The 15,088-nt window shown below is 59.5% G+C and carries 10 protein-coding genes; 6 read left to right on the forward strand and 4 right to left on the reverse strand.

What is annotated here, in order from left to right; all coding sequences use genetic code 11:
* From paaZ to BN3796_RS15440, 4 genes are all read left to right on the forward strand, one after another.
* Positions 1 to 1,954: phenylacetic acid degradation bifunctional protein PaaZ (paaZ, locus tag BN3796_RS15425; protein WP_061709257.1), on the forward strand; the 1,954-nt coding region annotated here is incomplete at its 5' end.
* 144 nt (positions 1,955 to 2,098) lie between these two features.
* On the forward strand, positions 2,099 to 4,372 hold the full coding sequence (tynA, locus tag BN3796_RS15430; RefSeq protein ID WP_061709258.1) for a primary-amine oxidase: 2,274 nt from the start codon (positions 2,099 to 2,101) through the stop codon (positions 4,370 to 4,372).
* A 187-nt stretch (positions 4,373 to 4,559) separates the two neighbouring features.
* Positions 4,560 to 6,536: an alkyl/aryl-sulfatase gene (locus tag BN3796_RS15435; protein WP_061709259.1), complete on the forward strand. Its 1,977-nt coding sequence runs from the start codon at positions 4,560 to 4,562 to the stop codon at positions 6,534 to 6,536.
* Positions 6,537 to 6,594: 58 nt separating this feature from the next.
* Positions 6,595 to 7,728 (forward strand): GGDEF domain-containing protein, encoded by a 1,134-nt coding sequence (locus BN3796_RS15440; protein ID WP_061709260.1) that lies wholly within the window; start codon positions 6,595 to 6,597, stop codon positions 7,726 to 7,728.
* On the opposite strand, the gene BN3796_RS15445 is transcribed toward BN3796_RS15440, so the two are convergent.
* Positions 7,725 to 9,224, reverse strand: coding sequence for an aldehyde dehydrogenase family protein (locus BN3796_RS15445; protein ID WP_061709261.1), 1,500 nt, complete (start codon positions 9,222 to 9,224; stop codon positions 7,725 to 7,727). The genes BN3796_RS15440 and BN3796_RS15445 overlap by 4 nt on opposite strands.
* Before the next feature lie 236 nt (positions 9,225 to 9,460).
* Here BN3796_RS15445 and feaR point away from each other — a divergent pair, with 236 nt between their 5' ends.
* Positions 9,461 to 10,366 carry a transcriptional regulator FeaR gene (gene feaR / locus BN3796_RS15450; protein ID WP_061709262.1) on the forward strand — a complete coding sequence of 302 codons (906 nt, stop codon included), beginning with the start codon at positions 9,461 to 9,463 and terminating at the stop codon, positions 10,364 to 10,366.
* Here the strand turns inward: feaR and BN3796_RS15455 are convergent, their stop codons facing one another.
* From BN3796_RS15455 to BN3796_RS15465, 3 genes are read right to left on the reverse strand one after another with little or no spacing between them, the layout of a single operon-like run.
* Positions 10,367 to 10,684, reverse strand: coding sequence for a YdbL family protein (locus tag BN3796_RS15455; protein WP_061709263.1), 318 nt, complete (start codon positions 10,682 to 10,684; stop codon positions 10,367 to 10,369).
* Positions 10,685 to 10,694: 10 nt separating this feature from the next.
* Entirely contained in the window at positions 10,695 to 10,883 is a 189-nt protein-coding gene (locus BN3796_RS15460) for a YnbE family lipoprotein (RefSeq protein ID WP_061709264.1), read from the reverse strand.
* A complete protein-coding gene (locus BN3796_RS15465) occupies positions 10,880 to 13,519 on the reverse strand; it encodes a YdbH family protein (protein WP_061709265.1) in 2,640 nt (879 codons plus the stop codon). Before BN3796_RS15465 ends, BN3796_RS15460 begins: the two co-directional genes overlap by 4 nt.
* Before the next feature lie 209 nt (positions 13,520 to 13,728).
* Here BN3796_RS15465 and BN3796_RS15470 point away from each other — a divergent pair, with 209 nt between their 5' ends.
* Positions 13,729 to 14,718, forward strand: a complete 990-nt coding sequence (locus BN3796_RS15470) for a 2-hydroxyacid dehydrogenase (RefSeq protein WP_061709266.1) — start codon at positions 13,729 to 13,731, stop codon at positions 14,716 to 14,718.
* Positions 14,719 to 15,088 lie beyond the last annotated feature (370 nt).

Below are 15,088 nucleotides of genomic sequence, written 5' to 3' on the forward strand. Positions count from 1 at the left end.
GTGGACAGTTCCCAGCGAGGGGCGGGATAGGGCGGCCGCCCGCCGCTACGCCGTTGAACGGGGCGGCGACGCGCTGCGGGCGATGACCTTTATCGAACGCGCCGCCATGCTGAAGGCGGTCGCAAAACATCTGCTGAACGAGAAAGAGCAGTTCTACGCCCTCTCCGCGCAGACCGGTGCGACCCGCGCCGACAGCTGGGTGGATATCGAAGGGGGGATCGGCACCCTTTTCACCTACGCCAGCCTCGGTAACCGGGAGCTGCCGGACGATACGATCTGGCCGGAAGATGAGCTGATCCCGCTCTCAAAAGAGGGAGGATTTGCCGCCCGCCACGTGCTGACTTCCCGGGCGGGAGTGGCGGTGCATATCAACGCCTTTAACTTCCCCTGCTGGGGGATGCTGGAGAAGCTGGCCCCCACCTGGCTTGCCGGGATGCCCGCCATCATCAAGCCCGCCACTGCCACCGCACAGGTAACCCAGGCGATGGTGAAATCGATCGTCGACAGCGGCCTGGTGCCGGACGGGGCCATCAGCCTTATCTGCGGCGGCGCCGGGGATGTGCTGGCGCACCTTGATAGCCAGGATGTGGTGACGTTTACCGGCTCGGCCGCCACCGGACAGCAGCTGCGGGTTCATCCCAACCTGGTGGCAAATTCGATCCCCTTCACCATGGAGGCGGACTCCCTTAACTGCTGCGTACTGGGCGAGGATGTGACGCCGGAACAGCCCGAGTTTGCGCTGTTTATCCGGGAAGTGGTGCGGGAAATGACCGCCAAAGCGGGGCAAAAATGTACCGCCATTCGCCGGATTATTGTGCCGCAGGCGCAGATCGAGGCGGTCAGCCAGGCGCTGGTCGCCCGGCTTGAGAATGTAGTGTACGGCGATCCGGCGCAGGAGGGAGTGAAGATGGGGGCGCTGGTCAACTGCGAACAGCGTGCCGACGTGCAGGAGAAGGTGGATAGCCTTCTTGCCGCAGGGTGCCAGATCCGGCTCGGCGGCAAAGCCGATACCGAGGCGGCGGGAGCCTTCTTCCCGCCAACCCTGCTCTACTGTCCGCAGCCGGATGAAACGCCCGCCGTTCATAGCACCGAGGCGTTTGGCCCCGTCGCCACGCTGATGCCCAGCCGCGACGCGGAGCATGCCCTGGCGCTGGCGCGGGCGGGGGGCGGTAGCCTGGCCGGGACGCTGGTAACAGCCGATGCGCAGATCGCGCGTCACTTTATCTGCGGCGCGGCGCGCGCCCACGGGCGTATTCAGATCCTCAACGAGGAGTCGGCGAAAGAGTCCACCGGCCACGGCTCTCCCCTGCCGCAGCTGGTACACGGCGGGCCGGGACGCGCGGGCGGCGGCGAGGAACTGGGCGGCCTGCGCGCCGTCAAACACTACCTGCAACGCACCGCCGTACAGGGCAGTCCGACCATGCTGGCCGCCATTGGCCGCCAGTGGGTGCGCGGCGCGCAGGTGCAAGAGGATCGCATTCACCCCTTCCGCAAATATTTTGAGGAGCTCCAGCCCGGCGACAGCCTGCTGACTCCCCGCCGCACCATGACCGAGGCGGATATCGTTAACTTCGCCTGCCTTAGCGGGGATCACTTCTACGCCCATATGGACAAGATCGGCGCGGCGGAGTCGATCTTCGGCGAGCGGGTGGTGCATGGCTATTTTGTTCTCTCCGCCGCGGCAGGGCTTTTTGTCGATGCGGGGGTCGGGCCGGTGATTGCTAACTACGGGCTGGAAAATCTGCGCTTTATCGAGCCGGTGAAGCCGGGCGATACCCTCCAGGTGCGCCTGACCTGTAAACGTAAAACGGTCAAGAAGCAGCGCAGCGCGGAGGAAAAACCGACCGGCGTGGTGGAGTGGGCCGTAGAGGTCTTTAACCAGCATCAGCAGGCGGTGGCGCTCTACTCCATCCTGACGCTGGTGGCGCGCCAGCAGGGCGATTTCCCCGCTTAATCCCTTCCCTGCCGGGGCGCTCCGCTCCGGCAAATTAATCTGGCAAAGCTGACAAATAACCTGGCAGATGCAGGCAAACGCTTTTCGTCTGCGCCTGTCAGGATAACGCTGGCACAACACTATAAACACAACAAGAGGTCAACGATGCGAACCCATTCTTCTTTTTCCGCCCGCAAAACGGCGCTGGCCATGGCCGTTGCGCTGGTGTGCGCCTGGCAATCCCCCGCCTTTGCCCACGGGGGAGAGGCGCATATGGTCCCGATGGATAAAGCTATGGCAGAGTTTGGCGCCGACGTGCAGTGGGACGACTACGCCGGTATGTTTACCCTCGCCAAAGATGGCGCCTTCGTGAAGGCTAAACCGGGCGCGAAAACGGTGGTCGTCAACGGCAAGACCCTCGAACTGCAGGTGCCGATCGTGATGAAAGGCAAAGAGGCGTTTATCTCCGACACCTTTATCAACGATGTATTTCAGTCGGGGCTCGACCAGACTTTCCAGGTGGAAAAGCGGCCTCACCCTCTTAACGCCCTGAGCGGTGACGAGATTAAGCGCGCCGTGGAGATTGTCAAAGCTTCTCCCGACTTTAAGCCCAACACCCGCTTTACGCAGATTTCGCTGGCGGAGCCAGAAAAAGCCAAAGTGTGGGATTTTGTGCTGAACGGCACCGCGGTGGATACGCCGCGCCAGGTCAATATCACCATGCTGGTTGGCCGCGAAATTATCGAAAGCCGGGTGGATTTGAATGAGAAAAAAGTGCTCCGCTGGGAGGCCATCCCGGGGGCGCACGGCATGGTGCTGCTGGATGATTTCGCCACCGTCCAGCAGGTGATCGACGCCAGCCCCGAATACGCCGAAGCGCTGAAAAAACATGGTGTTACCGATCCGAAAAAGGTGATTACCACGCCCCTGACGGTGGGCTTCTTTGACGGCAAAGATGGCCTCAAACAGGAGGATCGCCTGCTGAAAGTGATCAGTTATCTCGACGTGGGCGACGGCAACTACTGGGCGCACCCTATCGAAAACCTGGTGGCCGTGGTTGATCTTGAGCAGAAAAAGATCCAGAAAATTGAAGAGGGTCCGGTGGTACCGGTGCCACTGACGCCGCGCCCCTACGATGGCCGGGACCGTATCGCCCCCGGACACAAGCCGCTGGAGATTGTGGAGCCGGAGGGTAAAAACTACACCATTACCGGCGACATGGTGCACTGGCAGAACTGGGATTTCCATCTCAGCCTTGACTCCCGCGTGGGGCCCATGATCTCCACCGTTACCTATAACGACAACGGCAAAAAACGGCAGGTCATGTATCAGGGCTCGCTGGGCGGGATGATTGTGCCTTATGGCGACCCGGACATCGGCTGGTACTTTAAAGCCTATCTCGACTCCGGCGACTACGGCATGGGCACCCTCACCTCCCCGCTGGTGCGCGGCAAAGACGCGCCGTCAAACGCGGTGATGCTGGATGAGACCATCCCCGATTACACGGGTGAGCCGATGAAAATCCCCCGCGCCATCGCTATCTTTGAACGCTACGCCGGGCCGGAGTATAAGCATCAGGAGATGGGCAAACCGAACGTCAGCGCCGAACGCCGGGAGCTGGTGGTGCGCTGGGTGAGCACCGTCGGTAACTATGACTATATCTTTGACTGGATCTTCCACGAAAACGGCACCATCGGTATCGATGCAGGGGCAACCGGCATCGAAGCGGTGAAAGGGGTGCAGGCAAAAACCATGCACGATCCGAGCGCCAAAGATGACACGAAGTACGGGACGCTGATCGATCACAACATCGTGGGCACCACCCACCAGCACATCTATAACTTCCGTCTCGATCTCGACGTCGACGGCATTAACAACCGGCTGGTGGCGATGGACCCGGAAGTGAAACCCAATACCGCCGGCGGCCCGCGTACCAGCACTATGCAGGTCAACCAGTATACGATTGACAGCGAGCAGCAGGCGGCGCAGAAGTTCGATCCGGGCACCATCCGTCTGCTGAGCAACACCAGTAAAGAGAACCGGATGGGCAACCCTGTCTCCTATCAGATAATCCCTTACGCCGGGGGAACGCACCCGGTCGCCTCCGGCGCGAAGTTCGCCCCGGACGAGTGGATTTACCATCGTCTGAGCTTTATGGATAAGCAGCTGTGGGTGACCCGCTACCACCCTGACGAGCTTTATCCCGAAGGAAAATACCCGAACCGCTCCGCGCACGATACCGGGCTGGGGCAGTACAGCAAAGACAACGAGTCGCTGGATAATCAGGACGACGTGGTCTGGATGACCACCGGCACCACCCACGTGGCCAGGGCCGAAGAGTGGCCGATGATGCCGACCGAATGGGTTCATACGCTGCTCAAACCGTGGAACTTCTTTGACGAAACCCCGACGCTGGGCAAAAAAAAGGATAATCAGTAAAACCGGGCCGGGCATGGCCCGGCTCTTTTCTATCCCTCTTCAGGGCACCGAATTTATATTCATCAGCTTGCTGAATATATGGTCTGAATTATAGTTATTCTGCTCACTCAATTCATTTTATTGAACCGCCCGCCGTCAGAACATTAGGTTTTTCGACAATGTTGCGCATAACCTGAGAGGTTTGAGAATGAAATTTAATTTAATTGCCAGAAGCCTTGTGCTTGCAGGCTTTTTTACCGCTTTACCTCTGTCATCAATAGCCGCAGAAGCACCGAAGGAGGCCTCCGCTGCCACGCAGCAGGCGAATAACGCTCTCTTCAGCCAGCTCCCCTTCTCTGATAACACCGATTTTACCAACGCCCATAAAGGCTTTATCGCCCCTCTGCCGCAGGAAGTTATTAAAGGCGAACAGGGAAATGTTATCTGGAACCCGCAGCAATATGCATTTATCAAAGAGGGCGATAAAGCGCCCGATACGGTCAACCCCAGCCTCTGGCGCCAGTCGCAGCTGATTAATATCAGCGGCCTGTTCGAGGTGACCGACGGTGTTTATCAGATCCGTAACCTCGATCTCTCGAATATGACCATTATCGAAGGGACGCAAGGGATTACCGTGGTCGACCCGCTGGTTTCAGCGGAGACGGCCAAAGTGGGGATGGATCTCTACTATAAAAATCGCGGGAAAAAACCGGTGGTCGCCGTTATTTATACTCACAGCCACGTTGACCACTACGGCGGGGTGCGCGGCGTAGTGGATGAAGCGGACGTCAAAGCGGGCAAAGTGAAGGTTTATGCGCCGGCCGGCTTTATGGAAGCCGCGGTGGCGGAAAATATTATGGCGGGTAACGTGATGAGCCGCCGCGCCAGCTATATGTACGGCAACCTGCTGAAACCCGACGTGAAAGGCCAGGTTGGCGCCGGACTGGGCACTACCACCTCTGCGGGCACCGTTACCCTTATCGCCCCGACCAATATTATTGAAAAAGACGGGCAGAAAGAGGTTATCGACGGACTGACCTATGACTTTATGCTGGCGCCGGGCTCTGAAGCGCCGTCAGAGATGCTGTGGTATATCGAAGAGAAGAAACTCATCGAGTCCGCGGAGGATGTCACCCATACCCTGCACAACACCTATTCCCTGCGCGGCGCGAAAATTCGCGAGCCGCTGCCGTGGTCGAAATACATTAACCAGGCGATTGTACGCTGGGGTGATAAGGCCGAGATCATTATGGCGCAGCACCACTGGCCGACCTGGGGCAAGGAAAACGTGCTGAACCTGCTGAAAAGCCAGCGCGACCTCTATCGTTACATTAACGATCAGACGCTGCGCATGGCCAACGCAGGGCTGACGCGCGACGAAATCGCCGCCCAGTTTAAGCTGCCCGATTCGCTGGCGCACACCTGGGCCAACCGGGGTTACTACGGTTCGGTAAGCCATGACGTTAAAGCCACCTATGTGCTTTATCTGGGCTGGTTCGATGGCAACCCGGCTACGCTTGACGAACTGCCGCCGGAAGAGGCCGCTAAAAAATTCGTCGAGTATATGGGCGGCGCGGACGCCATATTACAAAAAGCGAAAACCGACTTCGATCAGGGTAACTACCGCTGGGTTGCCCAGGTGGTGAGTAAGGTCGTCTTTGCCGATCCGAACAACCAGGCGGCGCGTAATCTGGAAGCGGATGCCCTGGAGCAGCTGGGTTACCAGGCGGAGTCGGGCCCATGGCGTAACTTCTATCTGACGGGCGCGCAGGAGCTGCGTAACGGCGTGATCAAGGGGCCAACCCCTAACACCGCCAGCCCGGATACCGTTCGCGCCATGACGCCGGAAATGTTCTTTGACTATCTGGCGGTCCATATTAACGGCGAGAAAGCGGGCGACGCGAAATCGGTATTTAATATCGATCTCGGCGACGACGGCGGTAAATATAAGCTGGAACTGGAAAACGGCGTGCTTAACCACACCGCCAATGCCGAAGCGCAGAACGCCGACGCCACCGTGAAGCTCAACCGCGACACCCTGAACAAGATCATCCTGAAAGAGGTAACGCTGAAGCAGGCCCAGGATAGTGGTGACGTCACCATTACCGGCGACAGCGCCAAACTCGATCAGATGCTTGGTTATATGGATAAATTCGATTTCTGGTTTAATATCGTAACGCCTTAACCGGCAGGCGGGCGGTCTCTCCGCCCGCCTCTTTTAGTCACTCTTTAGCGACGACGTAATGGAAAGACGCCATAACCCTCCCGCCGATTTACCTTCCTGGCCGACCCGCGAGGCGATGGTAGCCCGCGGCCTGGCGATCAACCTGCCCTGGCTGGCTTTTGTGAATATCAGCTTTGCGCTGATGGTCCTCCTGCGCGACATCCTCTTTCATGATTTGCCCGAGACCAGTCTGGTCAGCGCGCGGCTGATGGATACGGTTGATGTGGCCATGGGGGGAATTATCCTGCTCGCGGTGGCCACCGTAATACTCAGCTGGCGCACGATGCGCGGGGTGAGCGTGATGCTGCTGTTGCTTAGCCTTGTCTGGTCGCTCTGCTGCTACTGGTTTGTTACCCTTCTGCACCTGCCCCACGTCTGGCCGCTGGCAATCATTCTGTTACTTACCGCCATGGCCGCGCTCTACTTTTACCCGACGGGGCTGGCAGCCTTTATCGCGCCGCTCTGGATCACGCTGCCCTTTGCCAGCGTCTCTCTCAATGAAGCGCTCAATATCCGCTTTGCCGTGGTCTGGTCGCTTTTTACCCTTATTCTGATCTGCGGGCGGTTTATCCTGCTGCGCTGGTTCGATGAGGCCTGGGAGCGAAACCAGCAGAATCAGCGGCTGATCGCCCGCCTGGATCTGCTCGCGCATCAGGACCCGCTCACGGAGACCGCCAATCGCCGGGCAATGCTGCATGTGCTGGAGAACGCCGTCAGCCAGCAGCGACGCTTCTCGGTAATGATGCTAGATGTGGATTACTTCAAGCGCTACAACGACACCTACGGCCACCAGGCGGGAGATGCCTGTCTGGTTCGCGTGGCCAGGGTGCTGAAGAAGTCGGTGCGCAGCGAGGAGGATCGGGTGGCCCGCTACGGCGGCGAAGAATTTTTAACGATGCTCTTTGACTGTGATCGCGAGCAGGCGCAGGAGGTGGCCGCTCGCGTACAGAAGGGGCTGCGCCATGCGGCCATCCCCCACGCCAGCTCGCCGGTGAGCGCCGTGGTGACGGTGAGTATCGGCATCGCCACTCTGGCATCGGGCCAAACCGCCGCCGAACTGATCGCGGCGGCCGATGCGGCGCTCTACCGCGCCAAAGAGGGCGGGCGAAATCGCTGGTGCAGCGAAATCACTCCGCCCGGGGAGCCCTCTTAATAACGGACGCAGACCGACTTGGTTTCACACCAGCCGTCCAGCCAGTCGGGACCGAAATCGCGCCCGGTGCCCGACTGCTTCATTCCCCCGAATGGCAGGTTAGCGTCGATCAGGGTATGGCTGTTGACCCACACGGTGCCCGCCTGCAGGCGATCGGTGTATTCCAGCGCCTGGCTGATGTTTTGCGTCCAGACGCTGGCGGTCAGGCCATATTCGGTATCATTCGCCAGCCGTAACGCCTCTTCGCCGTCCGCCACGCGCACCAAGTTAACCACCGGGCCGAATACCTCTTCGCGGGTCAGACGCAGGCTCGCCTCCGGGTTGACCACCAGCGTTGGCGCAACGTAATAGCCCTGCGCGTCGGGGCCACTGTTACCGACAATCAGCTCCGCCCGGCGCGACTGCGCCTCATCCAGGAACGACTGCACTTTATCGCAGTGCGCCCGGGAGACCAGCGGGTTGATAAAAGCCTGCGGCGACATGCCTGGCCCGACGCTGAGCGACTTCACCGCCTGCTCAAAGTGGCTCACCAGGGTGTCAAAGAGCGGCGCTTCGATATAGATACGCGAGCTGGCGGCGCAGACCTGCCCCTGGTTAAGGAAGCTGCCGGTCATCAGCCCTTCCACCACCCAGGCCGGGTCCGCATCCTTCAGCACGATGGCCGGGTTTTTCCCGCCCAGCTCAAGCGTCACGCCCGTCAGCGTATCGGCCGCCGCGCGGGCAATCTGCTTGCCGGTGGCGGTGGAGCCGGTAAAGCTAATTTTTGCGATACGGGGATGCGAGGTCAGCGCCGCGCCGCACACCGCGCCGCTGCCGGTCACCACGTTAAAGACCCCATCGGGGATACCTGCTTCGCTCGCCAGCTCCGCCACGCGCAGGAGGGTCAGCGGCGTGGTCTCCGACGGCTTAATCACGATAGAACAGCCCGCCGCCAGCGCCGGCATCACCTTCCACATGCCGATCATCAGGGGGAAGTTCCACGGCACAATCCCCGCCACCACTCCCACCGGTTCCTTACGGGTCCACGCCTGATAGCGCGCCCCCTGCGGCAGCGGGATGGAGAGATCGAGCGTCTTTCCGGCGATCTTGGTGGTCAGCCCGGCGGTATAGCGCATCCAGTTGAGGGTACAGCCCACTTCGAAGGCGCGGGAGATGTTAATGGATTTGCCCTGCTCCAGCGTCTCAAGCTGCGCCAGCTCCTCCCCGTGCTGCTCGACGAGATCGGCGAAGCGCAGCAGGATGCGCTCCCGCTCGGCGGGAAGCTTGCCCGCCCAGCTACGGGCGATAAAGGCGCGCCAGCCGGACATCACCGCGCGATCCACATCCTCCGCGCTGGCGTCAGCGGTGGAGGCGATAACCGCCCCGGTGGCAGGGTTAAAGACGTTAAGACGTTTTTCGCTGTCGGAGGCGGTCTGCCGACCTTCAATCCACAGGCCATGATGCCGGTCGAGAAACTGCTGCACGCTTTGCAGGACGGCGATCTCGGGTTCAGACATAGGTGCTCCTTATAATGTGCAGGGTGTTAAGGCAGTCTACGAGCTGTTTGCCAGACGCGCTTTTATCTGCGTGACATTCGCTTTGTCAGCTGTGACAGCCCCCGCAAAACATGATATTTCCCGCTTATGCCACTGTTCCCGGTAAGTGTTCTTACCTATAGTCACCCCCGTACCCCTGACAAAATGCAACACAAATGCAACAATGCGAAAACATTGACCGTGAAGCGAGATGAGAGATGGCGTGTGCAAGCGAGAAGGAAAAGTATCAGCAGTGGCTGGCGCAAATTAACCAGGTTTGCGGACGTTTTGCGGCGCGCCCGTTGCCGGGCGAGTTTATCGGCGAACTGGAGACCAGCTACGCCCGCAGCCTGAAGCTCAGCACCGTCACCACCGCCGGGGTGAATCTCCTCCGCTCCCGCGAGGAGATTAAACTGGGCAACGACGCCTGGTTTTATACCGTTTTTCAGCTCGAAGGGAGCGCCATCGTCGAGCAGAACGATCGGCAGAGCGTGCTGGAGGCGGGCGATATCACCCTGATTGACGCCTCGCGCCCCTGCTCCATTTACTGGCCGGAGCGATCCAGACAAATTTCCCTCCTGCTGCCGCGCCAGATCGTCGAACAGCAGTGCCGCTTTCAGGCGATCCGCTGCGCCCATCGCCTCTCCCGCCAGCTACCCACCGTCCAGCTCAGCTTCCGGCTGCTGAAAGAGAGTATGGAGAATGGCGCCCTCAGCGACAGGGAGAGCGAAGCGGCGCTGGAAGCGATGGTCTGCCTGCTGCGCCCCGCCTTTCAGGAGCAGGAGACGGCGCCGCGCAAGGAGCGGCAGTTCAGGAACGTGCTGGCGCTGATAGACGAACATCTGCAGTCGCCCGCGCTGCGCCCGGAATGGATCGCCGCCGAGAGCGGCATGTCGGTGCGCAGCCTCTACCGTATGTTTGCCGATAAGGGGCTGGTGGTGGCGCAATACATCAAAAACCGCCGTCTCGATCTCTGCGCGCAGGCGCTCCGCGCCACGGGGGATGAAGAGAAGCTGGCGGGCATCGGCTATAGCTGGGGTTTTGCCGATCACAGCCACTTCTCCACCGCTTTTAAGCAGCGCTTCGGCGTCTCGCCTGGCGAGTACCGGCGGCGCTACCGCTGACTACTTTTTCATCCAGCGACCGTTAATGCCTTTCACATACTCACCCGGCTGCGCGCGGGTGACCAGCTTCTGCCCCGCCATTTTCGCCACCTCCTCCACCGGGAGATTATTGCTCTCCGCCAGCCTCTGGTAGCTTTCATTGCGCGCCGCATTGATACGCTTAACCAGCGCCAGCGTCTGGGCATCCTGGCGCAGCGGGGCGATATAGCCGCTGAACGTTTCCCCGACGCACCCCTGCTGGCGGGCCTCGTCGAGGGTGAGCGCCTGCGCCTGCAGGCTGAAGCAGAGCGTCAGAGACACCACGATGCCTGTTCTCATCGTCCTCTCCTCAGAAGAGATCGCTGCGAGTTTTGAGCAGGTCTTCCACATCCTTGTCGGCCTTGATGTGGATATCGTGCTCAATTTTCACGTTCATATTGATGGTGATGGGCTCTTTCGGCGCCGCCACTTCGATACGCGGCGTGCAGCCGGTCATCATGACGATCGCCACGCCGAACGCCCCTGCCAGCTTGTTCATTCTTGCTCCTTACAGACCTTGTCTGCCTGACAGCGGACATCCGGTAGCGCCGCGTTTTGCTCAAGCCATGACTGTAGATTGTCCCCAAAACGCAGGCTGCGCCAGAGGGTAAAAAGGTTCTCTTCATGGGAATAGTTAAGGTGCACCGTGTTGCTTTTGCCCTCTACCCGGCTGGTGCCGGTGATGCTCGCCTGCAGCGTCATCACGCCCAGATTGTCCACATTGATTTTCGTCCAGGAACGGGAAATTTCCATATAGCGCAGCCAGTTGATAGCCGCCCCCGCCGCCACGTTTTTCTCGACGATAGCGTCTGCCGTATCCTGGTCAATGCGCAGGGTCATGGCGCCGGGGTTAGTGAGCCAGCCATCCTTTATGATCCAGCGATCGTTCTCCAGCCAGAACGGCAACGCGCCGCTTACCGGGCCGGAAAGGGTGAACTGCTTGGGATTGATGGCGCTGATAAGCTCGCTGGTGGAGATGTTTTCCACCCGCAGCAGAGCCGGATCGTGCTGCGGCATACGCAGCTGCTGAAGGGTGATCTTCCCGCCCAGCAGATCGGTGCTGACGTTGGTGAGCAGCAGCGGATGCGCCTCGCTCCAGGGATAATTACCCTGCAGATCGGCGGTGATATTACGCGCCGTTACCTGATTCACCACCTCGCCGATGCGCAGCGTGACCGGCCCGTGGGTTCCCAGAGACCAGGTACCCGCCCCAAAACGAAACGGCAGAACAAAATCGACGCCGTTAATTTTGTTATCGGGCAGCCAGGCGCTGGCATTTGTCACCACGCCGTGGCCGCCCGCTTCGAATCCCTGCCCGGTGGCGGCGGAAAAGGCGACCTGCGCATAGAGCTCCCCGTCGCGCAGGGCCAGCTTCCAGTCAGGCGGCAGCAGCGGTTGAAAGACCGTCAGGGACTGTTTCGGCCACCAGGCCTGGCCGCGCAGCCGCTCGCCATCCCAGCGGCCCGTTACCCGCACCGGACCAATATCACCCGCGCGCAGATCGCCTTTGAACTGGAAAAGCGTCGGGTCCGTGCCGTCGACGCTGAAGCGCAGCGTCGAGGCGGGAAGCCTGCCGCCGCTGGTGAAAAGCGTTTGCCCGGCGTCCAGCGCCAGCGCGCCGCTGAAGTGCGGGCTGGCCGCGTCGCGTTGCCAGCTCACCGGCGCAGCCAGCACCAGCCGGGGCTTGTCGATAAGCATGGTTCCGTACTGGAGCTTATCGAACCCGGTGGCGAGATCGGTGAGCACGATAGTGTTGTCGCGCCACTCCCCTCTGCCCGCCACGTCCCAGCGGGCGTTCATCGGCGTAAAGTTGCCTTCCCCCCAGTAGCGCCACTGCCAGAGCCCATGGTCCGGCAGAAACTGGCTCGCTTTCCCGTCCAGGTGCAGCACAAAATCACCCATCTCCTCTTCGTGCGCCTTCAGGATCGCCTGTAACCGCCCGTCCACCCCCTGCGCGGAGAGCCTGACCCCGGCCAGCGGCCAGCGGATCTCGTCAATATTGAGGGAGTCAATTATCCGCCCGCGCGAGCGCAGCAGCGCGCCGGGAGCGAAGGCCAGCTGCGGATCGGACAGCGCGCCGGTCAGCGTCGCCGGAAGGGTGGCGTAGAGGATAAGATCCTCATGTTTAGCCTCGCCGGTGAGGTGCATAGGTAGCGCGCTCTGCGTCATGCTCAGCCTGCCGGGGCCAAAGGTGAGCACCGCGTTGGCTTTGCCCGCTATCCCCTGAGTCAGCATGTTGAGGCGTCCGCTGACGGTCGCCCCTTCCAGCCCCTGCCGCCAGTTTTCCACTCTGAAACTCACCCGCCCGCCAGGCGTTATGCCGGCTTCGTTCCAGCTCCAGCGGCCATCGCTGACGGTGAATGTGCTGTCGCTAATCTGCCAGGGGAGATCGAGCAGCGGCTCGGGGTTATCCCGGGCAATGGCGATCAGCTGCCCCCGGTCGTCGTCCCAGTTCAGTTCGGCATCCACCGGCGCGGCGATGGACGGCACGGTAAAGGTAGCCAGCGCATGGCCTTTCACCGGCAAGCCATCCGGCACCAGCGGCAGGGTAAAATCCCCCTCCAGCCGGATGGGCTCCCGATCTGGCGTAAGATGGATCGCCAGTTCGGTCACGGTCAGATGCTGGCCATTAAGCGCGGCCTGTAGCTGAAACGCCTCCCCCTGCCAGGCGATAGTCTGGCGGGCTGGCGTGAGCGAGGCGGTGACTTTTCCCTGCCACTGTTGCCATGGGGCGAGCGTTACCCTGCCAATCGAAAGCCAGGTGTTGGGTAACATCGCCTGCCACTGTGCCAGCGTTTTCGGCGAGGCGCCGGAAGGCTCCGTCTGCGGTAGCTTGCCCAGACAGGTGGTATTGAGATCGAGCGAATCGATATCCAGCTTCCAGCGGCTGGGATGTGCGAGACGGGCATTCTTCACGCGGGCAATCTCGCAATCCTCCACCAGATAGCGCAGGTCGGGAATAATCAGGGCGTGACGGGTGAGCCGGGGAGACTCCTCGAAGGCGATACGCGTGCCCGCAGGCAGCCAGATCCCGGCCAGGGTTGGTACCCACTGGGCGAGCGTCAACAGCAGCGTCAGCGGCAGAAGAATAACAAGCAGAAGGAGCGCAAGCGCGGCTTTGTATTTACCCTTCATGGGTAGTTAATATCCTGATTTAGCGAAAAAATAAGCCGACAGAGCCGTTTATTGTTGCATGTTTGGTCAGTCAGGTGAAGTAAACGACAAGTTTAAGGATAGATGCACTAAAATTATTCATAGAACTTATTGAAATCAATAAAATTTTAAGATTTGTAAGAAATTTTTAATCATGCTAACGTGAGGGAAACTTCACTGGAGAAAGTCTTATGAAACTAGCCGTTTATAGCACAAAGCAGTACGACAAAAAGTACCTGCAACATGTTAATGAGACCTACGGATTTGATATCGAATTTTTCGACTTTCTGCTGACTGAAAAAACCGCCAAAACCGCCCACGGCTGCGACGCGGTCTGCATTTTCGTTAATGATGACGGCAGCCGCCCGGTACTGGAAGAGCTTAAGGCCCAGGGGGTTAAATATGTGGCGCTGCGCTGCGCGGGCTTCAATAACGTCGATCTTGACGCCGCCAAAGAGCTGGGGCTGAAGGTGGTGCGCGTTCCCGCCTACTCTCCGGAAGCGGTAGCGGAACACGCCGTCGGGATGATGATGTCGCTGAACCGACGCATTCACCGCGCTTATCAACGCACCCGTGATGCCAACTTCTCCCTCGAAGGGTTGACCGGCTTTACCATGCACGGCAAAACGGCAGGCATTATCGGTACCGGTAAGATCGGCGTGGCGGCCCTGCGCATCCTGAAAGGGTTTGGAATGCGTCTGCTGGCTTTCGATCCCTATCCAAGCGCCGCCGCGCTGGATCTCGGCGTAGAGTATGTCGATCTCTCCACCCTCTTCTGCGAGTCCGATGTGATTTCACTCCACTGCCCGCTGACGCCGGAAAACTACCACCTGCTTAACCAGAGCGCCTTCGAACAGATGAAGGATGGGGTGATGATTATCAACACCAGCCGCGGCGGTCTGGTGGACTCTCAGGCGGCCATCGAAGCGCTGAAAACGCAAAAAATCGGCGCGCTGGGGATGGATGTCTACGAGAACGAGCGCGATCTTTTCTTTGAAGATAAGTCTAACGACGTTATCCAGGATGATGTATTCCGTCGCCTCTCCGCCTGCCATAACGTGCTCTTCACCGGGCACCAGGCCTTCCTCACCGCCGAGGCGCTGATCAGTATCTCCGAAACGACGCTGGATAATCTGCTGCAACTGGAAAAAGGCGAAACCTGCCCTAACGCGCTGGTATAACCAGGACGGCAACCTTCGGGTTGCCGTTTTGCTTATAACGTACACCCCATTGTTTCTCTGCCAGACTCTGGTGGCGGTACAAAATATATTCAGATAATTAGATACATTGATGCCTATTTACTGTACCGTGAAGCTTCAATTCACCGGGCAGGAGGGGATATCCCCAACATCCAGTTCAAATGCCAGGTTTGTTCGAACAAAAAGTTCTTTTTCACTACTTTTCGTTCTGACTTAAACCAACCTCATGGTGCTGTTTGCTCCCTCTGTGGAACACAACTCACCGCTATTTCCTGCATACCTAAACCGAAACGGAGACGGTGGTACAGGTAGGTTGCTGAAAAAGGAGGCCTCATGAGAGGCCCCTTCTGAA

The organism is Pseudenterobacter timonensis, from assembly GCF_900021175.1.
Classification (GTDB): Bacteria; Pseudomonadota; Gammaproteobacteria; order Enterobacterales; family Enterobacteriaceae; genus Enterobacter; species Enterobacter timonensis.

Coding starts and splice junctions, on each gene's coding strand:
- tynA (WP_061709258.1), top strand. CDS start 2,099: ATGCGAACCCATTCTTCTTTTTCCGCCCGCAAAACGGCGCTGGCCATG.
- BN3796_RS15435 (WP_061709259.1), top strand. CDS start 4,560: ATGAAATTTAATTTAATTGCCAGAAGCCTTGTGCTTGCAGGCTTTTTT.
- BN3796_RS15440 (WP_061709260.1), top strand. CDS start 6,595: ATGGAAAGACGCCATAACCCTCCCGCCGATTTACCTTCCTGGCCGACC.
- BN3796_RS15445 (WP_061709261.1), bottom strand. CDS start 9,224: ATGTCTGAACCCGAGATCGCCGTCCTGCAAAGCGTGCAGCAGTTTCTC.
- feaR (WP_061709262.1), top strand. CDS start 9,461: ATGGCGTGTGCAAGCGAGAAGGAAAAGTATCAGCAGTGGCTGGCGCAA.
- BN3796_RS15455 (WP_061709263.1), bottom strand. CDS start 10,684: ATGAGAACAGGCATCGTGGTGTCTCTGACGCTCTGCTTCAGCCTGCAG.
- BN3796_RS15460 (WP_061709264.1), bottom strand. CDS start 10,883: ATGAACAAGCTGGCAGGGGCGTTCGGCGTGGCGATCGTCATGATGACC.
- BN3796_RS15465 (WP_061709265.1), bottom strand. CDS start 13,519: ATGAAGGGTAAATACAAAGCCGCGCTTGCGCTCCTTCTGCTTGTTATT.
- BN3796_RS15470 (WP_061709266.1), top strand. CDS start 13,729: ATGAAACTAGCCGTTTATAGCACAAAGCAGTACGACAAAAAGTACCTG.